The organism is Methylobacterium sp. P3_A11, from assembly GCF_056403155.1.
Map to the genome: position 1 here is coordinate 1 of NZ_JBFUGA010000104.1, position 19,986 is coordinate 19,986.

The window sequence follows — 19,986 nt, forward strand, 5'->3', positions numbered from 1 at the left end:
GACCAATGGCCAGGTCGAGCGCATGAACCGGACCCTCAAGGACGCGACCGTCAAGCGCTACCACTACGACAGCCACGACCAACTGCGGGAACACCTCGCCGCTTTCCTGGATGCCTACAACTTCGCCCGGCGGCTCAAGACCCTACGCGGCCTCACGCCATACGAAGCGACCTGCCGAGCCTGGGCAGACGACCCAGGCCGGTTCAGATACGACCCAACCCATCTCACCTCGGGACTGAACACCTAGGGTCGGCGGCGCGTCCGAGCAAATTACCCTACTTGACCATCAATGCGCTGCAGAACCTAATTGGACAGGATGCACACGGATCGTGAGATCTGCGCAGTTCGACGCGAGCAATTGGTCTGGTGGTAGGACACCCTCATGCATCAGGGCAAAGCGGCCGCTGTGATCGGGATCGGGCCGGGGCTCGGACTCGCGATTGCCCGCCGCTTCGCCCGCGAGGGTTTCTCCGTGGTTGGGCTGGCCCGCACGCCCGACAGACTGCCCATTGAGGCCGGGATCGAGGTTCGCAAAGCCGATGCTGCCGACACCGCCGGCATCGACGCTGCCTTGCGTTCTATCGAGGCTGAGCGCGGGCCAGTCGAGGTCCTGGTCTATAACGCTTACAGCGTCAGCGTTGGTCTTCCAGGCACACTCAACCCAGAGGACCTCGCAGCCGATTTGCGGGTGAATGTGGTCGGCGCCTATGCGGCAGCTCGGACGATGCACGGCTTCATGGCGCCCCGCGGGCGCGGCAGCATCATCCTGACCGGCGGCGGTCTCGCCATCGACCCCCGGCCTTGGCCGAGTGCGTTCTCCTTTTCTGCCGGGAAGGCCGCCCTGCGCAACCTGGCGTACTCGCTCTCGGAGGTGTTCAAGGCCGATGGCGTAGCCTTAGCCACCGTGACGGTCGCCGGCAGGATCCAGGAGGGTACACCGTTCGCACCCGATCTGATCGCCGACGCCCTCTGGCGCATGTACATCGAGGCGGAGAACGCCGGGCCTGAGGTGATGTTTACAGGAGGCTGACCGGCACCACGTTCGTTAGGGTGGTTGTTCGGAGCCCCGGTCATAGGTGGTGATGGCCCAGAAGATGCCAAGCTTCGATGAGCGTCTGGCCCACGAGTTTGTCCAGGGCCTGATGCAGTCAGCGATCGACCGAGGGCTCGATCCGGCCGCTCGCCTTCAACAGTTTCGCACGCTGCAACAGGCGGCGATCGTGATGTCGCGAGACCCTGCCGTAGCCCAAGCTGCCGAGCATCTCGTCCGTGCGATCGACCTGACCCTACAAGAGCTGGCTGCCGTTCAATCGTAGGCCGAGGCAGCTCACCGGCGCGGATGCCCACGGCTCGGACCGTATGGGCTGGAAGGGTTGGAAATCCGATCGTCAACGCGCGCTCGGCTCAGCTGCCGAACTTGATGGTGAAGCGTGCCCGGTTACCACTCAGCGGAATAACGCCGAGCAGTTCGCCTTGGCCATTCGGCAGCCGGCCGGAGACGATATGTGTCCACTCGCCCTTCGACTGGTTGAAGTCGGCGGGCAGGCCGGAGACCATCAGCGACGGCTGCTCGACCACCAACCGCATGACCGTGCCGTCCGCTCCCTTCGTTTCCTTGAACACCGCGTCACGGTACGTGACCAAGCCGCAACGCAGGGTGAGAGGTGGCAGCGTATCCCTCGCGTTGAGGTAGCGGCCTTCCAGGCGGATCGTGTTGTCATCCTGCTGGCTCATCAGCGCTCCCATGTTGGGCACATGCGCCGGCCGGGTCTGGCCGCGCTCAACCGTCAACGCGCTGCGCAGCCTTTCCGCCAAACCAAGCTGCCGGCGGTCTGCATCCGCGATCGGTCGCGTCCGCCCCCTAACTCTGCGCCGACCAGATGTGCTGCGAATGTCGACTATTCGATCGTTTATCTGACGTCAGGGTCGTTCGTCGGACGCAGGCTCACGGAACCAGATCAAAGCGAACCTTCGTGGTCTGCGCATTGTGGGATCAGCTGACGCCGCGATGACCCGCTGGCCCGTGCAGACTACGCTGCGATCATCGATCGGATGCGAGCGGCCATCGTTTCGATCGCAAACGGCTTCGTCAGCACCGCCATGCCGGGCGCGAGATACCCGTTACCGACCACTGCGTTCTCGGCGTAGCCGGTGATGGACAGGACCTTCAGGCCCGGCCGCGTGGTGCGGCCGGCATCAGCCATCTGTCGCCCGTTCATCCCGCCCGGTAGGCCCACATCGGTGACCAGCAGGTCGATCCGCACGTCCGATTGCAGCAGCTTGAGGCCGGTGGCACTGTCGCCCGCCTCTAGGGCGGTATAGCCGAGATCGGCCAAGATGTCGGTCACCAGCATGCGCACGGTGGGCTCGTCGTCGACAATCAGCACGGTCTCGCCCTGGTCGGAGCGAGACAGCGCTACCTCGTGCGCTGGGCCGTCGTCGTCCTCGACCTCACCATAGTGACGCGGAAGGTAGATGCACCCGGTCGTACCCTTGCCGACCTCGGAGTAGATACGCACCTGCCCGCCCGACTGCTGAGCAAAGCCGTAGATCATGCTCAAGCCGAGCCCCGTACCTTGACCCATGGGCTTGGTGGTGAAGAACGGCTCGAACACCCGGGCGATGACGTCCGGTGGCATGCCAGTGCCGGTGTCCGTCACGCAGAGCGAGAGGTACTGCTCCTCCGGTAGGTCGTGCTGACGCGCGGCTCGGTCGTCCATCCACCTGTTGGCGGTCTCGATGGTAATGCGCCCACCATCCGGCATGGCGTCGCGGGCGTTGATACACAGGTTGAGGAGCGCCTTCTCGAGTTGGGGCGGGTCGACGAGAGCGGGCCATATCCCCGACGCGCCAACAACCTCGATCGGGATGGCTAGGCCGACCGTGCGCTGGATCAGCTCCTGCATGTTCGTGACCAGCCGGTTCACGTTGGTGGGCTTCGGGTCCAGGGTCTGACGCCGCGAGAAGGCGAGCAGGCGGTGGGTCAGGGCAGCCGCGCGCTTCGAGGCTCCCTGGGCCGCCGCCATGTAGCGCTCGACATCGTTGAACCGGCCCTGCTGCATCCGAGTCTGCATCAGCTCCAGTGAGCCGGAGATGCCGACGAGCAGGTTGTTGAAGTCGTGCGCGAGGCCGCCCGTCAATTGGCCGACCGCCTCCATCTTCTGAGCTTGGCGCAGAGCATCCTCGGACTGGGCTAACGCCTCCGCGGTTACCCGCTCGGCCGTGATGTCACGGCCGACGGCATGGATGAACCGGTCCTCCGGCACCGCGATCCAGGACAGCCAGCGATAGCTCCCGTCCCGGTGACGGTACCGGTTCACGAACCTCGGCGTCGTGTGACCTGCGCCAGCCGACCCGCTTCCCTGGTGGTCGCATCAACGTCATCGGGATGGACGAACTCGAGGAATGAACGCCCTTTCAACTCAGCGGGCGTCCATTCGAACAGGTGCGTCCAGGCGGGGTTGACCGCTTCAATGACCCCGTTGAAGCCGGCCACCAGCATGACGTCTGTCGACAACCGCCACATGCGGTCCCGTTCGGCCGTGCGCTCGGCGACCTGGGCCTCCAAGGTCGCGTTGAGTTCGCGCAGCTCCGTCTCGCTGCGCCGCAGACGGTCATCGGCCTCTTTGCACGCGGTGATGTCGATGGCTGTGCCAAGCGCCCGCACGCACCGACCAGTCTCGTCGAACATGCCCCGGCCCTTGGCCGCGACCCAGCGCACAACACCGTCCTCCTTGCCGATCGTGCGGTATTCCACGTCGTAGGTGGTGCGCCGCATCGGATCGAGGGCGGAGGCGAAGGCGGCGGCGGTCGCGTCGTGGTCGTCGGGATGCAGACCAGCGTAGAAGTCCGCCATATCGCCAGGGACGTTCGGAGAGATGCCGAACATCGCCTTGGTGCGATCCGACCAAGTCAGCAGACCCGTGAGGAGGTCGAGGTCCCAGGTCCCGATTTCGGCCACCTCGACGGCGAGCTGATGCGACTGCTCACTGAATTCGAGCCGTTCCTCGTTGACGCGCCGCTCAGCCGTCAGAGCGGCGTTCTCGCCCTCCAGGGTCGCCAACCGCTCGCGCTCAACCGTGACGTCGAGTTTGCGCCAAGTAGGTCGACGCAGCGGGAGCGAGCTGGGGCTGCGCGACGGATCTGAGGCCGAGCCGTCCCGCGGCTCGGACAGGCAGAGCGCCGGCCAGCAAACGGCAGACCGCCACGCGCCGGACGTGTCTCGCCTGAAAGGGTCCTGCAGCTCCGAGCCCCGGTTCGCCTAGCGGCACGACATGATGCGCGCTGCGCGACCTGTATAAGTTTCGGTGTTGCCGCTCGGTCATCGCTCCCACCCCGGTGAACAGTTCAATCCTGCGGCAGTCAGGGAAGGACCGCTTTATGGACCGCCGTGCCGTCACCATTCTGCTGGCCACGATTGCTCTCTCAGCCTGCCAATCCAGTGCACCGGCTGTCCAGCAGGCTGTGCTATCGTCACAGGACATCGGCCGCCTCCGAGCTGATCGCGACGCTGGAAGCATCTCCTACTCTGAATGGGCGCAACGCACCGGTGCAGTCGCACGAGCACGGATGCAGCTAAGCCCGGTCGAGGAGGAGGCTATTCAGCACCGTCTGGAACTCGCCCACCGCGTCGATGCAGGCTTGCTGACGCCGGAGCAGTTCGAGGCTGAGAGCGCCCTTACTCTGCAGCGGACGAAGGCTGGCAAGACAAGCAGCTGAGCGACCCGACCTACGATCTGCGCCGCTAAGCGTAGGGCCTACCAAACAGGTCACCCCGCGCCTTCCTGCGGAACAGTGTGCGCAACCGCCTGCGCCGATGCTCGGGCCGGTCATGGATCATGTGGCAGCGTTGGCAGAAGGCCGCGAGGTTCGCGTCCGCGTTGTTGGCCGTGTTGTGGTCCCTGTGAGCCGCAGCCAGCACCACGTGCGTCCTCCGCACGATCCGGAGCAGGTCGGCAGCGCCGGCCTTGATCCGGATCCGCCTGCCTCGCCCGTTACACCAGGAGCCCGCATCGGCATGCCGTGATCTGCCGTGAGGCTGACATGAATGGCGCTCGATTTGCGCAGTGGCGCAAATTGCCCTTGCACCGTCGATTTACCGCCACTACGATAATCCCATGGCGGCGACGTGGGACGAACCGAAGCGGCTCGCGAACCTAGCCAAGCATGGGCTGGATTTCGCCGACTTCGATTCCTGCTTCCACGGCGAAACCGCCCTAATTCTTCCGAACCGCCCCAGCCGTACCGGCCGACGCCGTTACCTACTGATCGGCGAGTGGAATGGTGAGCGGGTGGTTGCCGTGATCGCGTCGCCTCTCGGCATAGAAGCGCTGTCCCTGGTCAGCCTTCGCTATGCCGACCCTGAGGAAAGGGAGAGCTATGCACGACACTGCGCCGAAGCATGAGGATCCCGGCCCAGGCTACACGCAAGAAGACTGGGACGAGGTATCCGACAACCTGAAGGTCACGGCCGAAGAAATGGCCGCGATGCGCCCTGCCCGTGAGGTGCCGGAGGTCTATGATCTGCTGCCGAAGCGGGGGCGGCCGAAGCTGCCGAACGCCAAGGTCAACCTCACTCTGCGGGTAGATCCGCAGGTGCTGGAAGGCTACCGCGCCACGGGCGACGGCTGGCAGGTCCGCATGCATGAGGATCTGCAGGCTGGGCTAGACCGGCGGATGATGGAAGTCCTGAACCGCGCCAACCCCGTGGTCCCGCTCTCGCGTCCCGGCAAGCAGACCGCATGAGCCGCTTGCATCGCCCCGGCGGCTATCCTGCCGGGGCAGGCTTGCGATCGGCTTCCTCAGCCGCGACCGCCTCCACCGGGGCGATGACGTTCTCCAGTTCGGAGACCTGTCGGAGCGCGCTCCCGGCCGGCAAGCGGTCATGCTCGGCCATCGCCAGGATGAGCGTGCGCTGGTGCGCCTTGAGGCGGTCGAGAAGGGCGTTGAGCTTGTCGGGCATGGGCGGGCTTTAGCGGCGAGGGTAGGACTCGACAACCTAATCGTCTCGACACCTGCTTTGGCGAGCGCCATTGTCGGTTGATGGCGACTCGACACATACGAGCTTGCGGAGCCGTACTCGGCCTCCTGCTATTCGCTAGCCCGAGCACCTCCCGAGATGACGTTTCACCCGCGGTGCGAGACTGGCTGTCAGCATTCATTACGAAGATCGACGAGGCGGACGGTGGCCGCCGTCAATCCATCGCCAGCAAGACAGGTGGTACTGTGGTGGTGCGTGTCGAGGTCGCCGCGGATGGGGTGGTAAAACGAGCCGAGATCGAACGAAGCTCGGGCTCGCGCGCTCTTGATCAGCGAGCACTCGATGTCGTGCGAGCTGTCAGCCCGCTTACCTCTCCGCCGGCCGAACTGCTTGCCGGAGCGGATGTCACCAACCTTAGCTTTCCACTTCAGCTTAGGCGTTGAGGGGCCACGACAACCGCCGTCCCTCGCCTTCAGTCCGTGTGGTGTGACGCCCGTTCTCTTGCCGTAGCCGCTACCGTACAGCTGCCGCGTCCAGCCGTAGGCTGCCCGCCCGCGACCGGGCCTAACGTCGGCTTGCCATCCCTCCGGCATTCAAGCCTGCGGATCCACCACGTAGGCCATCCATGTCCTCGCCCAGCCCAGCCCAGGACAGGGCGGTTCAAGTCGAGAGGCCGGATAGCTCATGAAAAAACCCGCCGACCTGAGGCGACGGGTTATTGCAGGGTCCACACTCTTCAATCCGGCCGGCAATTGACCGCTCGAAGGGCCACTACCCCTGCCGGTCGTGGTTGGGTGGACCGTCCTGGTCCGCATCGGCAATGCGCGATGTTCGGGGGCTGGTGCCGTGATGTCTCATGGCGAACCTCCTCTCCGGTGTCGCCGCCGCATACGATGCGCGCCGAGACCTTCAGGCTAGGAGTGTCCGCCCGGGATAGCAAGGGCCGGACTGTTTGGCCTACTCGCAGACGGGCACGCGGCGGATGTGCTCGACACCGTAGCGATCAGAGCCGATCCGCCTTTGGAGGTGGTGGAGGTGCATCCGCATCATCGTCGTCCGGCGACAGAGGATCGCCACGATGCAGCGGCCATCCAACATCATTGTCGTCATCGTCATCTGGCGCCGGCCGGAGGCGATCCTTTGGCGGTGAGGGCCGGTCGAGATCGCCGCTTGGCGGCGGGGGACGCTGCTCTTCGAGGGGCTGTGCCGAGGCCCCAACTGCAGCAAGGGCCGAGAGGACGGCGCCAGCGAGAAGTACGCGCATGTGGCCGTTCCTCATCCCCGGTGCCCCTCGTGACGCCAGAGCGCGACCGCGCCGCGCCGAGCCTTATAGGTCTACCGAAGGGTCGTTTCGAGACCGCCCTGGCCTTCCGGGGAGAATGCGTAGATCAGCACCCCATCCGGCCCTTAGTTCCGATGCATCTCGGCTCGCCAAAGGCTGTCGGCGGCTGCCACGGCGCACTCCGTGAGGGCGAGGCGGGCAGGGTCCGGTGAGGATGAGAGCTGAGCGTTCATCTCAGCCAACGTGCCGAACATGCGGAAGGTCCGTCTCGACACCCGCCCCGCCGCTCGCCATCTTGAGTGTATGCCCGACCAGCGTGGCCGAACCTACGATCCGACGAAAAGCCCGCCCCGCGCAGCCAGCGTAACCGTGCTATCTCGCAAGAATGAGCGACGCCGATACTTTCCGTGAATTGTGGGCCCTGCTGGACGCCGATCCAGCCGTATCCCAGATGCAGACACCGGAAGAATGGAAGGCCGCGGTAAGTGCAGCGATCGATGCGTTGATCGACGAACCAGAAGTGATCATCCCCATGCCGGATGACATCGGCGACCTTGGGCAACCGAGCCCCAGGCAGACCAAGGTTCCGAAGCTGCCAGGTTAAAGCGTGATATCCACCTTGCCTCGACACCCGCCCCGACGTTCGCCAGTATGAGCGCGGCGCCTCCCTTGTCAGACACCGCGCACGCCCGCGCCACGCAACATCCCGAAGAAATACCTCGTGGGACCGATCAATCGCCGCCGCCGACGCCTGGACCCCATTCGCACCCAACCTCGACCCGGCCGAACAATGCGCCCACCTCCGCAGCCTGCGCGCCGACGAGCGCTTATCGACTGCCCACACGAGGCGTAGGTGGAGAGCCGCAGGCGGGTCGCTAGCTGTCGGGTTAGATACCCACGCTTGCCGCGCCCGCTTCAGCCGCCTGCTTTACGGTGGCTCCGTCCCGCAGCGCCATGGCTATCGCGGTCGACGTGGCGTCGACGGCAAGTGCCCGATCCTCTCCGTAATCGTAGGGGCTGTTCTCACCGGAACTCAGCCTCGCATGGTAGTTGTCCGGAAAATTCCTATCCATCCGCATCTTCAGCATGTTAGCAGCGGCATGATAGTCGTCTTCGAAGTTTCTGGTCTTTGTAGCGGTTTCGTCCACGTAAGCCCCGGTCTCTTTCTCCTTAGCCATAGCGGTGCTTCTTCGCTCATATTCGCTTCCAAGAAAAAACTGCAAAATCCTGGAGATCAGCCAGCTGATAATGTTCATCGGGGTATCCTGATCGGGCAGCGGCGGCCGCGCCCTGTCGTAGAAAACAACGCATCCCGACGGATTTCGGACCCCAAGGCGTTGCCTCGACCCGGCCGAGCAGCGCGCCGCCTCCGCGTGATCCGCTGGAACGCAGAAGTCCGGCGCGGGGACGGCAGCATCCAACGCAGACCAGCAGGCTCAGTTGCGGCAGACCGTTGGCCGGGCCACCGGCATGGGAGCCGGGATGGGCTTGTCGCAAACCGTGGGGTAGGTAGCAGGAGAGGCTGGTTCGACCGCGGCTTCAGATTTCCTTAACCTTTTGAAGTCCGAAGCAGACCTCGAGCAGCCGGTTCTGCTCCCGGACGGTCCAGGGGCCGGCAAAGCCGAAGCCTTTGCGCAGCCACAGCATGGCCTCGAAGCCGCAGATCGTGCGCCGGGCCGTGTTGAACGAGCGGAAGCCGCCGACCCGAGGCATCGCTCGCTTGACCCGGAAGTGGTCGCTCTCGATCCCTTGCTGCAGGTGCTTGGTGACGTAGTGCACCGGCACTCTTGGCAGCAGGCCCTCCTTACGGCTCTCGGTGATGGCCGGCGGGTAAGGACCAGCACCATCCGTGCCGATCCGGTCCGGGGCGAGAAGCGGCTGATCCTGGAGCATCTTGCGGAAGAAGCGCTTGGCGGCGTCGAGRTCSCGGTTGGCGGTGAGCAGGAARTCCACCGACGTGCCGTGCTTGTCGATGGCSCGGTAGAGGTAGCGCCACTCACCCCGCACCTTGATGTAGGTCTCGTCGATCCGGATAGAGCCGCAATGAGGYTGGCGGAATGCGCGTAGCCGCTTCTCGATCAGCGGCGCRTAGGCCAGRACCCAGCGGTTYAGGGTGCTGTGATCGACCACTAAGCCGCGCTCCAGGAACAGCTCCTCGATGTCGCGRTAGCTSAGCGGGTAACGCAGGTACCAGGAGACTGCCTGGACGATGAGGGTCGCCTCGAAGTGCCGGCCCCTGAAGTCGGCCTTGGCGCGCTGCTTGAGCTTGGCGGCGATGGCGGACAGGATCATGGACCGGCTCCAAGGCGGAGGCGGCAAGCTCGGCGGTTATGGCTAACGACCCGTGAACCTCAGCGCATTCGCGTTTGCGACAAGCCCACTTGGCGCATGATATAGCACTTCAGAAGGTGAAGACTACAGAGATTGCAAATCGGAAGCCGATTTTCAGGTCTATCGACGCTGAGACATCTTGCCAGTGCGTGACGAACCGTGCAGGGACATGTCGACCTTCACTGGAGAGTAGAACGTGGACGCAATCGTAGAAACAATTGAGCGTGGAGCGCCCGACTTCACCGAGCTGACGACCAGCCTCGTCGCAGCCTACGTGGCAAACAACCACGTGCAGCCTAGCGAGATCGGTACGCTGATCGCCAGCACACACGCTGCGCTCACCGGCCTCGGTCAGGGTAGCCCCGCCAGCGCTCCGCCGACTGCAAAGCTCACCCCTGCCCAGATCCGGAAATCGATCACGCCCGACGCGCTGATCAGCTTCATCGACGGCAAGCCGTACAAGACGCTGAAGCGGCACCTGACCGGCGCTGGGATGACAATCGAGCAGTACCGGGAGCGCTTCGGCCTGCCGCGGGATTACCCCACGACGGCGGCCAGTTACTCTGCGCAGCGCTCGGCACTCGCCAAGAGCCTCGGCCTCGGCAACCAGCGTCGGAAGGCGGCTCCGAAGGCTGCAGAGCCCGCTGAGACTGTCTCCGAGAAGTCGAAGCGGGCTGGTCGGCCGCGGAAGGCCAAGGAAGCCGCTGAGGCGTAGGGCGCTGGTCGCCGTAGGTCTCACCGTAGCGGTGTTGTCATCTCAGCGCTGCCGTTGGGCGTGAACCGCTCAAGGCGTGGTCCTGGCTCGCTCGTCTCACATTCCAGCCGGTTCAGCCGAGCGTTGACGGCCTCGATCCACTCCGCGTTCGTGCAGGTGTTCAGGAGTGGTTCGAGGATCCCGGCCAAGTCACTTGCGAGCGCGTCCCGGCTCATGCCGCTGAGCTTGCCGCCGCCTCTCTCGAAAGCGAGGGCCACGGCTTCACCCATAATCAGGGCCTGATCTGATCCTGCTGGATCGGCGGTTTTGCTGCCTTCTTGAGATCGCATCGTCAGCATCAGCGCACCCGTGGGCTCGGCATCCTGTCGATCGCCCCATGAACCCCTTCGGCGCCTAAACCGTTGCACGACGAATTCCGTCCGGGAGGGAGGCATTCATGGCCGAAGCAAAGCAGATGGTCGACGCGCTGGTTCGCGAGCGGCAGGGCAGCACCATTGCCGCGACCGCCGCTCTGGGTGGTGTTGCCTTGATCGTCGGTCTTGCGTTGAAAGCCCTCCCGGGGCGTGCGCCCGCGCCGGCCCCGATATCGCCCTCGCAGGACGCCGGCCGGCCTCCTACGCCGCACACGCCCTTTGATCACACTGAGGTCAGCGAGGACGAGGCCAAAACCATGTTGCGGGCCATGGTTGCCGCCACGATGGCAGATGGCCTCATGGATGCCGCGGAGCGGGAGCGTCTCTACAGCGCCCTCACGGCTGCTCAGATCGGCGTCGCTGGTCGAGCATGGCTCGACAGGGAACTGGCCGAGCCAGCCGATGTCGACGAACTCGCGGCCAGGGTGAGCACACCGGAGCAGGCGGCTCGCATCTACGCCGCCGCTCGTCTCGCGATCGAACCCGACACCTTGCAGGAGCGGCAGTTCCTCAAGATGCTAGCTGAAGCACTGGACGTGCCGGCCGAAGCGGTCGCCCGGTTCGATGAGGAACTGGCTAGCTGACGCCGTGCTCAAACAGTAGCGCGCCCCTACAGAAACCCGCTCCCCGAGTGCCCCTTGAACGCATTCGCGCGCCGGATGTACCCGACCACCGTTCGCGGATCCCGGTGGCCCGACTGATCCATGATGCGGGCGAGATCCGCCCCGCGCTCGGCCGCGGTGGTGATGTAGCCGGCCCGCAGGGAGTGCGCCCCGAACGTCGACGCATCGAGGCCGGCGGCCGCGCAGTACCGCTTGATAATGTCGGCGACGGCCTGCGTTGTCAGGCGGGGCAGCTCGCCGGTCCTCGGATCTGGGGAGCGGACGTTCCCGGATCGCGACACCGGCCGGAATACCGGGCCGGACGTGATGCCGGCCGCGTCCAACCACTCGTGGACGAGCGCCACCGGCCGGATGAACCGACCGTGCGGGATCGCCTTCTCGAACCCCCTGCCCTCCTGATCCACCTTCGAGCGGCGGACCATGACGCGCAGGCCCTCGGGATCCTCGCGTAGGTCCTCGACATCGAGGGCTACGAGCTCGGACCGGCGGAACGCGCCCGCGAAGCCGAGGGCGAGCAACGCCCGGTCGCGCTTGCCGGTCAGCGTATCGGGCGTGCGCATAAGGAGTGCCGCCAGGATCTCGGCCGTCGCAGCCGCCTTCTGTGTCGGCGCGACGCCGACCTTGCGCCGGGCGCCCTTCATCGCGGCGCGCACGCCCTCGTCTTCTGTGGGGTCAGGCAGGCCTGCCAGCTTGTGGGCATGCCGGATTGCCGCCATGCGGCGGCCGAGCGTCGAGGCCGCCCGCCTCCCCTCGGCTTCCGAGACGATGAAAGCCGCAACCGCCTCCGGGCTCGCCGGTAGGGATCGAAAGCCGAACCGGGCGCACCAGTCCTGAAACACGAGGGCGTCGGACCGGTAGGCCCGGATCGTCGCGTCCGCCTTGCTGGCCCGCTGATAGGCGCGGACGATCTCCGCTGCTTCCGTAGGAAGGCCGGCCCGCAGCTCGATCGTCTCGGTGGGCAAGGTGTCAGGCATCGTCCGCCTGGAGATCCTTCAGAGCATGATGCTCAGATAGGAGCCTTCGCATCGTTCGATCCGCCTCCGAGCAGTCGGACGCCTCGGGCGAGGTCGGGTCGCAGCCCTCGATGGTCTCGGTGGTCTGCTGATCGACCGCAGCGCGCTCGTCTCCGCTGAGCCCGGCCAAGCCGCCGAGCCCCAGGTCGCGCGCGATGTGAGCAGCGATCTCCTCGCGCTTGGCATGCAGGGCCACAACACGTGCCTCCGCACGATCGGCAGCCTCCTGCCGCCCGACTTGCTGGGCAAGGATACGCCTCCATCCCGGCGGCAGTGTCTCGCCCTGCAGCAGCATCCGATCCGTGACGCTCGCCAGCACAAGCTGCCAGTGTTCTTGGCTGAGCTCGGCGAGACGCTTGCCCTGACCCAGGTTGCGCGCCGCCTGCGCGGCAGCCTCTAACCACTCTGGTGGAAGCGAGAACGTCTCGGTCGGAACAACGACGACGGGCGTATCAGGCATGCCGAACCCCTTCAGCTCAAGTCACGCGAGACAACGCCGAACCGTGCTCGATTGTCCGCTCAACGCCCTCATATCCCCCCATTTCAAACTTTCGAGAATGACCTTTATCGAAAGCTACATGGGTGACCGCTTGATAGCAAGAAGTCTCGGCGTCTCAATGCGGGGATAGCGAGCGCGCGGAACGTCGTGCAAATCCGCCGGCTTGATGCTGCGATGGCTCGCGGGCTCGATGGCGTGACGTTTGGACGGCGAGCCATCCTGACGGCCCGACACTTCGACTGCATGCCGGCTCGACCGCTCGACGCCCCGCCGGCTCGCAAGCTTGACGGCGTGTTAACCTGACGCTTCCCATGCTCGACCGCGAGATGGCAGGACGCTTCGCATGCAGACGATCACGATAGCGGCGCGGAAGGGCGGGGTCGGCAAGACGACCCTGGCCACGCACCTCAGTGTCATTGCCGCGGGGCCGAACAAGCCGGTGCTTCTGTTCGACACCGATCCGCAGCGGTCACTGAAGTGGTGGTGGGACATGCGCTAGGGCGACACGCCGGCACTCATTGAGTGCGAGGCGCGCGAGCTGCCGAAGATCCTGCCGGCCGCCGAGGCCGAGGGCGTGGCCTACAGCATCATCGACACGCCGCCTCACGCCGAGACTTCGATCGCGGACGCGATGCGCGTGGCTGACCTCGTCCTAGTCCCGACCCGGCCGGGTCCGTTCGATCTCGCTGCTGGCGACGACGCTCGATCTGGCGCAGCGTGTCGGCAAGAAGCCGCTCGCCGTCATTAACCACGCGCCGCCCCGCACCGGGTCGGCCGAGCCTGCCATCGTGTCGGAGGCGCGCGAGACCTTGACCCGGATGGGCGCCGCCGTGGCGACCGCCGTAGTCTCGCAGCGGGTCGCCATGTCCCACGCCATCATCGGCGGATAGACGGTCAACGAGTTCGAGCCGCACGGCCGCGCCGCCGAGGAGATGCTGGCGCTCTGGTCCGAGGTTCAAGCCATGATGAAGGAGTAGGAGACATGTCCACCGAACGTCAGCCGCTCACCATCCTGGCGGACCGCCTCGCCAAGAAGTCGCCGGCGCCCGAGGCCGAGAAGCCGGCCACGACCGAGACAGCGCCCGAGGCCGCTCCCGCGCAGTCAGCCCCGGCCAAGGCCAAGGGTGGCGACGCCCGGGTGCAGATCATCGTCCGCATGACGCCAGCCGAGCGGAAGGCCCTGCGCCAGATCGCCCTTGACCAGGACACGACGGCCCAGGCGCTCGCCGAGGATGCGATCCGGGATGTGCTGCGACGTCACGGCTTCAAGGCGTCGTGACGCCTCCTAACCTCAGCAGCTCGACGCCTCGACCCCGAGACGCTTAGATGCGTTGACGGCGAGGCAGCTTGATAGCAAGCCGTCTTTCTGCCGGTCGCGGACGCGTTCGGGGTTGCGCGCGAGGCCGGGATGCAGCCAGTCGGCTGGTCCCGGCCGGTCGTTCAGAATTTCTGGAAACGCTTACTTCGTGATCCGGACCGAGACCGGGTCGCTGCCGGGGAAGCTCTCCTCCAGCGCATCGTCGAGCCGCTCATGCATCCGGTCCGGATGGTTCTCCGGCAGATGACGATCCGTCGAGGCTACGGTCGATCCTGCAGGAATGAACGCCAACCGTCTCCGTTCTGCCGCTGTGCGGACCGCCTCGTAGACGAGCAGGCCAAATCCAGCAGCGATCAGCAGCGCTGGTACAGGATTGACCCGCATGTCGGCGACCAAGCGCTCGACAGTTTCGCTCGCCGCCTGCCCTGACCGGCGGAGGTCAGCAAAGTCACGTGGGATCCCGGGGCGATTGAACCGGGCCTGCAGATCCGCCAGCGTCCGGTCTAGCCGCCCACGGCTCGCCTCGACGTCCTGCTCCAGCTTGTCCGGCGAGTCGCTCATGTGTCGATCCGATCCGTGAGAACGTGCGCGTCCTGTTTGACCTGCCGTCCCGTGCGGGTCGGCTCCAGCGTGGACAGGGACGCCTTGCTGCGCCCGAACAGCCCGATACCGATCGCGAGCAGGAGGAAGGCGCCGCCCACGATCAGCGATGCCAATGCGTCCGACCGCACGAGGACGGCGATGCCCTTCACCAGGGCGAGGAGCAGCGTGAACAGGCCTGCGATGGCAAATACGGCCGCCATGAGCAACAGGCTGAGCCCGAGGGATATGCGATGGGCGCCCTGCGCCAACTCGGTGCGGAACAGCGCGACCTCGCTACCCACGAGGTCTCGTAGCTCGCGGACGGCATCGCCGACGAGGGTCGGGATGCTGCGCAATCCTGGCTCGGCCATCTCGCTCTCCTAGACGTCAGGCGTCGGGAGAACGTCGACCGGGACCACCGCATGCGAGCGTGGGACCGGCCGAAGTTTAGACGCATTGACGAGGCGGAAGAGAGCGAACCCCGCCAGAACAGCTGCCGCTGTCGTCAGGCCGGGCCGACGTCGAATTGCGGCGTGAACCTCGTCATACATCTCGCTGAAGCTGCGGCGTGAAATGTCCTTGGACAACTCGTCGACGCCGAGCGCGGCCTGATCGAAGAACTCCTTCAACTGCGGCAGGCCGTCGAAGCTGGTGCCGGTGTCGCGGATCGCATCACCGACGTCCGACACGAGCCGTGCCGCGTCGGCCTTGCGCTTCTCGATATAACCCTGGGTCTGATCGCGCAGCGCATCGGCAAAGCTTTGCGCTTCGACAGAGTCTGGATCGGCCGCGCTCAGCCGGCCATTCTGAGCACTGTTCGGCATCGGCTAGTTACTCCGGGGCACTCTCGACCAGAAGGAACCGTAAGCGCCCCTTACAGTTCCGCTGCGCCGCCGACTGCGTGGTTCTACCGTCGAGACGAATGGCGCTGCTCGTGCGTTGTTGGCCCGACGAAATCCAGACAGCGCGAACGCTGAGGAGGAAAGCCATGGACCAGGATCGGATCACCGAGGCGGCGAAGGAACTCGGCGGCAAGGTCAAAGGTGCGGCTGGAGATCTGACCGGCGATCAGCAGACCCAAGCCGAAGGCAAGGCGACTGAGCTGAAGGGCTCGGCTCAGAACTTGTACGGGCAGGCTAAGGACACGCTGAGCGACGCCGCTGGGCAAGCGCGGGAGTTCGCGGGCGATGCATTCGACCGTGCCCGCGAGCGCTATCCGGACGCACAACGCTTGTACCGACAGGGCAGCGAGGCCCTTCGTCCGCACGCGCAGGAGTCGCCGTTAGGCCTCGTGGTCTTGGCTGGCGCGATTGGTTACCTGCTCGCCTTGGTCATCCACGGCCGCCGATAGAGATTTCCACGAGGCCGAGCGAGCCGTGATGATATGGCCGCCCGGCCAATCAGTCGCGTAGGAAGCGCTGATCGAGAGGCTAGACTGAGATGCGCCTGTTGGCTCGCTTCAGTCATTCGCATCCGTCGCTCGTCTCGGCAGATGTGTTCTCCGGAAACGAGATCGTCACGGTCACCCCAGCCTCACTGCTGATGTCGATGTCACCCTCAATCTGCTGGACCAGCGAGCGGATGAGGCCGTAGCCGAGCGAGCCATCGCGCGTGCCCGCCATGCCGATCCCGTTGTCCTGGATCATCAGCTCGATCCGCCCGGGCTGGGGACGGCGTATTCGGGCCAGGATCGTACCCGAGCGTGGGGGCGGGAACGCGTACTTCACGGCGTTGGTGACCAACTCGGTCATCGCTAGGCCCAGCGGAATGGCCTGATCGGCGCTGATGAGTATCCCTTCATCCACCTTAGCCTCCAGGTGGATGCGATCGTCGCCCAGGGTGATCGCCTGCAGTGCACTGCACAGATCGGCCACGTAGCTGCCGGCATCGACCTGCTGCACGTTCTGCGACCTGCTCAGCAGGTCGTGCGCGCGCGCCATCGCGTTGATCCGCTCCCGGACCTCGGTGAACAGCACCTTCACCATCGGGTCGGCTTGGCGCCGCGCCTGCAGGCCCAGCAGCGCTGCGGCGATCGACAGGCTGTTCTTGGCGCGGTGGTTGACCTCGACCAGCAACATCTCACGCTCGGCAGCCAGCTTCCTCATCTGCTCATTTGCGGTTTCCAGCTCACGGGTTCGTGCCGCTACACGCTGTTCCAGCTCCGCGGTCAGCGCCTGCAGGTCCTCTTCGGCCTCGAACCGGCGCGTGATGTCGAGGTAGGACAGGAAGTGGTTGGTGACGGTGCCCTGTCCGTCGTCCAGCGGGCTGGCAAACAGCATGGCTCGGAACGGCCTGTCGTCCTTGGCGTACTGCAAGATTTCCAGGGTGGCGTCGCGGCCCTCGTTGATCGCTGCCTCGTACTGCTGAATGGCCGCGGGGTCGGTGTCTGCCCCATTCATGAAATGCGGATCCTGCCCGAGCAACTCCTCCAGCGAGTAGCCTGACAGTTCGACAAAGGCCTGGTTAGCGAAGATGATCGGGTTGCCCGGCAGGGTAGGATCCGTGACGAGCATCGGCATGCGGGTGAGCCGCACTGCATCGACGAAGATCCCCCCATGCTGGCGGATCGCCTCGACGTGCCGTTCCGCCAGCGTCCGGCCCGTCGTCCCCGCGAGATCCTGCTGAAATTCGTTCATAGCCGACCTTAGGATGAGATGGGCTCCGTGCCTAACGTCCTAGATCAGCCAGCCCAAGCGACACCGTGTTTGGTCCACTGTCGCACCTTCCCGAAATCGATTGCGAGGCACCCACACCCGGAAAGCCATCCCAAAGGTATCCGAATTCGGCCGTGCGTGGGCATGGCGAACGGGAGGAGCGCCGCCCCATAACGTCGCCGGTCGGGCCAACCAGGCCCAGCGTCGCAAGCAGCCAGTCGGCTCCTCTCCGGTTGTCGGCACGGCTCAGGAATTCTGGGTCGCCGTCATTCGTGTCTGAGGACGGAACGCGCCTCGGACCCAAACCGATCGGCAGCCGTTCTGCTCCTCATGCTGGACCCGCCCACCGCCGCTTCTGTCGTTCTCGTGGTCGAAGACGAAGCACTGGTGCGGAGGATGGCCGTCGACATACTGGAGGATGAGGGGTTCACTGTCATTGAGGCCGCTACTGCCGACGAGGCTTGGGCGGTCCTGGAGGCGCGGGACGATATCGCCATCCTGTTCACCGACGTGGAGATGCCGGGCTCGATGAACGGCCTGGACCTCGCCAACCGTGTTGCTGGGCGGTGGCCGCGCATTTGTCTGGTGCTTACCTCCGGGCGTGTTCGATTGTCGAACCAGGCAATGCCCGATCGCGGGAGGTTCGTCCCCAAGCCGTACTATCCCAACCAGTTGCTCAGGGCGTTCCGCTGCGCCTGAAGTAGGCTGCCGCCTGAAGACCTCCCATCGGCTGACCGAAGAAGCTGAGGCGCTACTCGATACCTTTGATGACCTACAGCGGCAGCATAAAGCCCATCTCGTGCTTATCGAGTCGAAGGACGCGACGGCACCCGGCGGAGCTTGATCCACACTATGGCGGTGAGCGGGGTTCGTGGTGGATGCCCGCCAACTCACGGCACCCCGACCGATCAGCTCGCGTTATGGTGTAGACTGACACGTGAGGTCATGTGATGCACGCCCAGTCCTACACCGTCCGGACCCTCATTTTCTCGCCTAACGGTGAGATGCGGCTTGAGCGCCCGGCAGAGACCTACACAACGTCCTCTGAGGCCCGCAAGGTCTGCAACGAGGTGCTCGCCGTGCATCGGGCCGGGGCTATCAGGTCACTCGTGCAGGTCCATAATGCCTTCGGCGGCCGGGTGGACGCCTGTAACGATAGCTAACAGACCGCGGTTTCGTGCTGCGTGACAGGTGCAGCGGGTTCTACGTCTTCATGCAGGGGAACGTAGGCGCACCAGCCGCACACCCCCATGTCGGCCGCCTTCGGGGCATTCCACTGCGAACAGGCCGGACAGACCTTCATGACGATGTGGGAGCCATGAACGAACGCTAGGCCGCGACCGCGGAAGGTGGTCTTGCCTTGGGGAAGGTCATTCAACATCTGCCTTCAGTGCGGATTGATGCAGGTAGGAGTCAATGAACGGTAGAGGTTCCCAGCCCTGTTCCAGTCGCAGAGCCAGACGGCATCCAGATCTGACCCGCCGCCCGATCTGATGAGAAAAGCCCGCCCTGGTGTTCCAGGTGCGCGCTTGTTGCGACTGCGCCGATGAGGCCGCACCGCATTTCGGTGCTGCTCTTCCGACGCTCAGCCCCCAGCCGATCGCCGACAGCTACCTCGACCGTTATGGTTAACAGAACGTTTCCGCTTGTTGGTGCCAGCGCCGTGCTGTTAGCCCCGTCGCCCGATCTGATCACGGGCTGACGGGGCTCGGTTCCGTTCCTCATGGCGTGGGGCTGGATACGCGACGCGGCCCATAGGGGAGGGCCGTTAGCTGAGGCTCAACGGCGCCCTCCGGCGGGGTCCCGGGACGGGAAGCCTCAAGTGCTCTTTAGATTGGCAGCGCTCTCCTTACCGCTGCGCCGATCGGCCTCGACGTCGTAGGAGATCTTCTGCCCCTCGATGAGGTTGCGCATCCCGGCGCGCTCGACGGCCGAGATATGGACGAACACGTCCTTGCCGCCATCATCCGGTTGGATGAAGCCAAAGCCCTTGGTGTCGTTGAACCACTTAACGGTGCCTGTAGCCATCGATGTGTCCTAGTGATCGTCGGCGCATCAAGGTGGGGCGCCGCAGGCACGAACCGGCGGCCTTGGCCGACCGTTCCGTCAGAGTTGCAGGCGGCGGCGGTAAACACCGACTGGCGGGAGGATGCCTGGCAGCGTGCCGTGGCTCACGCGCTTTCCGCTGCCCGGAGTTCCCAAAACTGCCGACGCAGGACCCACAAGGCGTCCATCTCCTCCTTGAACCGCTGATCCGCCTCGGCGGTGTCGGCCTCAGTCCTAGTCAGGGCGGCGAGCGCGTCAGCCGCTGCCGTCGAACGCATCTCGGCCTCCACAATGCGGCGGCTCAAGCTCTCCACAGCTGCCTCGAAATGAGTGTTGGCGATACTCATGCGTTGGTTAGGTGTGCAGTCCCGCGGTGTGGTGGCATCAATTTAGCTGTAACCGCCGCACACCGGGAGGCGTTATGGGACAGGTTCTTCACGGCTGCGCCACGACCACGCACGCGGTCAGAGCAACGCTACAGCGATCGAAAGCTCCGCTCAAAGATCTTGCCGCCCAGCATGGACTGAACC

At 65.0% G+C, this 19,986-nt stretch carries 27 protein-coding genes and 2 pseudogenes; 14 read left to right on the plus strand and 15 right to left on the minus strand.

Features of this window, described 5'->3' with window-relative positions; translation table 11 throughout:
• From AC1DXK_RS24850 to AC1DXK_RS24860, 3 genes are all read left to right on the plus strand, one after another.
• The coding region (locus tag AC1DXK_RS24850; protein WP_456686759.1) for an integrase core domain-containing protein at window positions 1-247 on the plus strand (247 nt) is incomplete at its 5' end.
• Between the two features lie 135 nt (window positions 248-382).
• Window positions 383-1,030, plus strand: a complete 648-nt coding sequence (locus AC1DXK_RS24855; RefSeq protein WP_456685740.1) for an SDR family NAD(P)-dependent oxidoreductase — start codon at window positions 383-385, stop codon at window positions 1,028-1,030.
• A 52-nt stretch (window positions 1,031-1,082) separates the two neighbouring features.
• Complete coding sequence (locus AC1DXK_RS24860) at window positions 1,083-1,316, plus strand: hypothetical protein (protein WP_456685739.1); 234 nt, start codon at window positions 1,083-1,085, stop codon at window positions 1,314-1,316.
• A gap of 88 nt (window positions 1,317-1,404) precedes the next feature.
• Here AC1DXK_RS24860 and AC1DXK_RS24865 read toward each other — a convergent pair whose 3' ends face one another.
• The gene (locus tag AC1DXK_RS24865; protein ID WP_477299379.1) at window positions 1,405-1,734 is read right to left on the minus strand and encodes a hypothetical protein; all 330 of its coding nucleotides are present in this window, start codon (window positions 1,732-1,734) and stop codon (window positions 1,405-1,407) included.
• A gap of 296 nt (window positions 1,735-2,030) precedes the next feature.
• Window positions 2,031-4,114: pseudogene (locus tag AC1DXK_RS24870) on the minus strand (hybrid sensor histidine kinase/response regulator).
• Between the two features lie 266 nt (window positions 4,115-4,380).
• On the opposite strand from AC1DXK_RS24870, the gene AC1DXK_RS24875 reads away from it, so the two are divergent.
• Window positions 4,381-4,719: a hypothetical protein gene (locus tag AC1DXK_RS24875; RefSeq protein ID WP_456685737.1), complete on the plus strand. Its 339-nt coding sequence runs from the start codon at window positions 4,381-4,383 to the stop codon at window positions 4,717-4,719.
• Between the two features lie 25 nt (window positions 4,720-4,744).
• Here the strand turns inward: AC1DXK_RS24875 and AC1DXK_RS24880 are convergent.
• Window positions 4,745-5,032, minus strand: a pseudogene (locus AC1DXK_RS24880) (hypothetical protein); the annotation flags it as partial.
• An 85-nt stretch (window positions 5,033-5,117) separates the two neighbouring features.
• On the opposite strand from AC1DXK_RS24880, the gene AC1DXK_RS24885 reads away from it, so the two are divergent.
• Both AC1DXK_RS24885 and AC1DXK_RS24890 read left to right on the plus strand, forming a co-directional pair.
• Window positions 5,118-5,405, plus strand: coding sequence for a BrnT family toxin (locus tag AC1DXK_RS24885; protein WP_477299380.1), 288 nt, complete (start codon window positions 5,118-5,120; stop codon window positions 5,403-5,405).
• Window positions 5,380-5,745, plus strand: a complete 366-nt coding sequence (locus AC1DXK_RS24890) for a BrnA antitoxin family protein (protein ID WP_456685735.1) — start codon at window positions 5,380-5,382, stop codon at window positions 5,743-5,745. Before AC1DXK_RS24885 ends, AC1DXK_RS24890 begins: the two co-directional genes overlap by 26 nt.
• 22 nt (window positions 5,746-5,767) lie before the next feature.
• Here AC1DXK_RS24890 and AC1DXK_RS24895 read toward each other — a convergent pair whose 3' ends face one another.
• Window positions 5,768-5,962: a hypothetical protein gene (locus AC1DXK_RS24895; RefSeq protein ID WP_456685734.1), complete on the minus strand. Its 195-nt coding sequence runs from the start codon at window positions 5,960-5,962 to the stop codon at window positions 5,768-5,770.
• Between the two features lie 80 nt (window positions 5,963-6,042).
• On the opposite strand from AC1DXK_RS24895, the gene AC1DXK_RS24900 reads away from it, so the two are divergent.
• Window positions 6,043-6,423 (plus strand): energy transducer TonB family protein, encoded by a 381-nt coding sequence (locus AC1DXK_RS24900; RefSeq protein ID WP_456685733.1) that lies wholly within the window; start codon window positions 6,043-6,045, stop codon window positions 6,421-6,423.
• Between the two features lie 1,224 nt (window positions 6,424-7,647).
• On the plus strand, window positions 7,648-7,866 hold the full coding sequence (locus tag AC1DXK_RS24905; RefSeq protein ID WP_456685732.1) for a hypothetical protein: 219 nt from the start codon (window positions 7,648-7,650) through the stop codon (window positions 7,864-7,866).
• A gap of 283 nt (window positions 7,867-8,149) precedes the next feature.
• Here AC1DXK_RS24905 and AC1DXK_RS24910 read toward each other — a convergent pair whose 3' ends face one another.
• Together AC1DXK_RS24910 and AC1DXK_RS24915 are read right to left on the minus strand one after the other, a co-directional pair.
• Window positions 8,150-8,518 carry a hypothetical protein gene (locus AC1DXK_RS24910; RefSeq protein WP_456685731.1) on the minus strand — a complete coding sequence of 123 codons (369 nt, stop codon included), beginning with the start codon at window positions 8,516-8,518 and terminating at the stop codon, window positions 8,150-8,152.
• Between the two features lie 283 nt (window positions 8,519-8,801).
• Window positions 8,802-9,554, minus strand: a complete 753-nt coding sequence (locus tag AC1DXK_RS24915; protein WP_477299381.1) for an IS6 family transposase — start codon at window positions 9,552-9,554, stop codon at window positions 8,802-8,804.
• 235 nt (window positions 9,555-9,789) lie between these two features.
• Here AC1DXK_RS24915 and AC1DXK_RS24920 point away from each other — a divergent pair, with 235 nt between their 5' ends.
• Window positions 9,790-10,308: a Ros/MucR family transcriptional regulator gene (locus AC1DXK_RS24920; RefSeq protein WP_477299382.1), complete on the plus strand. Its 519-nt coding sequence runs from the start codon at window positions 9,790-9,792 to the stop codon at window positions 10,306-10,308.
• 20 nt (window positions 10,309-10,328) lie between these two features.
• On the opposite strand, the gene AC1DXK_RS24925 is transcribed toward AC1DXK_RS24920, so the two are convergent.
• The gene (locus AC1DXK_RS24925) at window positions 10,329-10,646 is read right to left on the minus strand and encodes a hypothetical protein (protein ID WP_456685322.1); all 318 of its coding nucleotides are present in this window, start codon (window positions 10,644-10,646) and stop codon (window positions 10,329-10,331) included.
• Window positions 10,647-10,744: 98 nt separating this feature from the next.
• On the opposite strand from AC1DXK_RS24925, the gene AC1DXK_RS24930 reads away from it, so the two are divergent.
• On the plus strand, window positions 10,745-11,305 hold the full coding sequence (locus AC1DXK_RS24930) for a tellurite resistance TerB family protein (protein WP_456685323.1): 561 nt from the start codon (window positions 10,745-10,747) through the stop codon (window positions 11,303-11,305).
• A 26-nt stretch (window positions 11,306-11,331) separates the two neighbouring features.
• Here AC1DXK_RS24930 and AC1DXK_RS24935 read toward each other — a convergent pair whose 3' ends face one another.
• Window positions 11,332-12,318 (minus strand): site-specific integrase, encoded by a 987-nt coding sequence (locus AC1DXK_RS24935; protein WP_477299383.1) that lies wholly within the window; start codon window positions 12,316-12,318, stop codon window positions 11,332-11,334.
• The gene (locus AC1DXK_RS24940; RefSeq protein ID WP_456685325.1) at window positions 12,311-12,817 is read right to left on the minus strand and encodes a hypothetical protein; all 507 of its coding nucleotides are present in this window, start codon (window positions 12,815-12,817) and stop codon (window positions 12,311-12,313) included. Before AC1DXK_RS24940 ends, AC1DXK_RS24935 begins: the two co-directional genes overlap by 8 nt.
• Before the next feature lie 382 nt (window positions 12,818-13,199).
• Between AC1DXK_RS24940 and AC1DXK_RS24945 the strand changes: the two genes are divergently transcribed.
• Together AC1DXK_RS24945 and AC1DXK_RS24950 are read left to right on the plus strand one after the other, a co-directional pair.
• On the plus strand, window positions 13,200-13,355 hold the full coding sequence (locus AC1DXK_RS24945; RefSeq protein WP_456685326.1) for a ParA family protein: 156 nt from the start codon (window positions 13,200-13,202) through the stop codon (window positions 13,353-13,355).
• A gap of 483 nt (window positions 13,356-13,838) precedes the next feature.
• Window positions 13,839-14,135, plus strand: a complete 297-nt coding sequence (locus AC1DXK_RS24950; RefSeq protein WP_456685328.1) for a ribbon-helix-helix domain-containing protein — start codon at window positions 13,839-13,841, stop codon at window positions 14,133-14,135.
• Window positions 14,136-14,315: 180 nt separating this feature from the next.
• Here AC1DXK_RS24950 and AC1DXK_RS24955 read toward each other — a convergent pair whose 3' ends face one another.
• From AC1DXK_RS24955 to AC1DXK_RS24965, 3 genes are read right to left on the minus strand one after another with little or no spacing between them, the layout of a single operon-like run.
• Entirely contained in the window at window positions 14,316-14,735 is a 420-nt protein-coding gene (locus tag AC1DXK_RS24955) for a hypothetical protein (RefSeq protein ID WP_456685329.1), read from the minus strand.
• Window positions 14,732-15,127, minus strand: a complete 396-nt coding sequence (locus AC1DXK_RS24960) for a phage holin family protein (protein WP_456685330.1) — start codon at window positions 15,125-15,127, stop codon at window positions 14,732-14,734. Before AC1DXK_RS24960 ends, AC1DXK_RS24955 begins: the two co-directional genes overlap by 4 nt.
• Before the next feature lie 9 nt (window positions 15,128-15,136).
• Window positions 15,137-15,580, minus strand: coding sequence for a hypothetical protein (locus tag AC1DXK_RS24965; RefSeq protein ID WP_456685331.1), 444 nt, complete (start codon window positions 15,578-15,580; stop codon window positions 15,137-15,139).
• A 164-nt stretch (window positions 15,581-15,744) separates the two neighbouring features.
• On the opposite strand from AC1DXK_RS24965, the gene AC1DXK_RS24970 reads away from it, so the two are divergent.
• Window positions 15,745-16,107 carry a CsbD family protein gene (locus AC1DXK_RS24970; protein ID WP_456685332.1) on the plus strand — a complete coding sequence of 121 codons (363 nt, stop codon included), beginning with the start codon at window positions 15,745-15,747 and terminating at the stop codon, window positions 16,105-16,107.
• 112 nt (window positions 16,108-16,219) lie between these two features.
• Here the strand turns inward: AC1DXK_RS24970 and AC1DXK_RS24975 are convergent, their stop codons facing one another.
• Window positions 16,220-17,392: a histidine kinase dimerization/phosphoacceptor domain -containing protein gene (locus tag AC1DXK_RS24975; RefSeq protein ID WP_456685333.1), complete on the minus strand. Its 1,173-nt coding sequence runs from the start codon at window positions 17,390-17,392 to the stop codon at window positions 16,220-16,222.
• 348 nt (window positions 17,393-17,740) lie between these two features.
• Between AC1DXK_RS24975 and AC1DXK_RS24980 the strand changes: the two genes are divergently transcribed.
• Complete coding sequence (locus AC1DXK_RS24980) at window positions 17,741-18,109, plus strand: response regulator (protein WP_456685334.1); 369 nt, start codon at window positions 17,741-17,743, stop codon at window positions 18,107-18,109.
• Window positions 18,110-19,228: 1,119 nt separating this feature from the next.
• Here the strand turns inward: AC1DXK_RS24980 and AC1DXK_RS24985 are convergent.
• Both AC1DXK_RS24985 and AC1DXK_RS24990 read right to left on the minus strand, forming a co-directional pair.
• Entirely contained in the window at window positions 19,229-19,438 is a 210-nt protein-coding gene (locus AC1DXK_RS24985; RefSeq protein ID WP_456685335.1) for a cold-shock protein, read from the minus strand.
• A 143-nt stretch (window positions 19,439-19,581) separates the two neighbouring features.
• Entirely contained in the window at window positions 19,582-19,803 is a 222-nt protein-coding gene (locus tag AC1DXK_RS24990) for a hypothetical protein (protein ID WP_456685336.1), read from the minus strand.
• Window positions 19,804-19,986 lie beyond the last annotated feature (183 nt).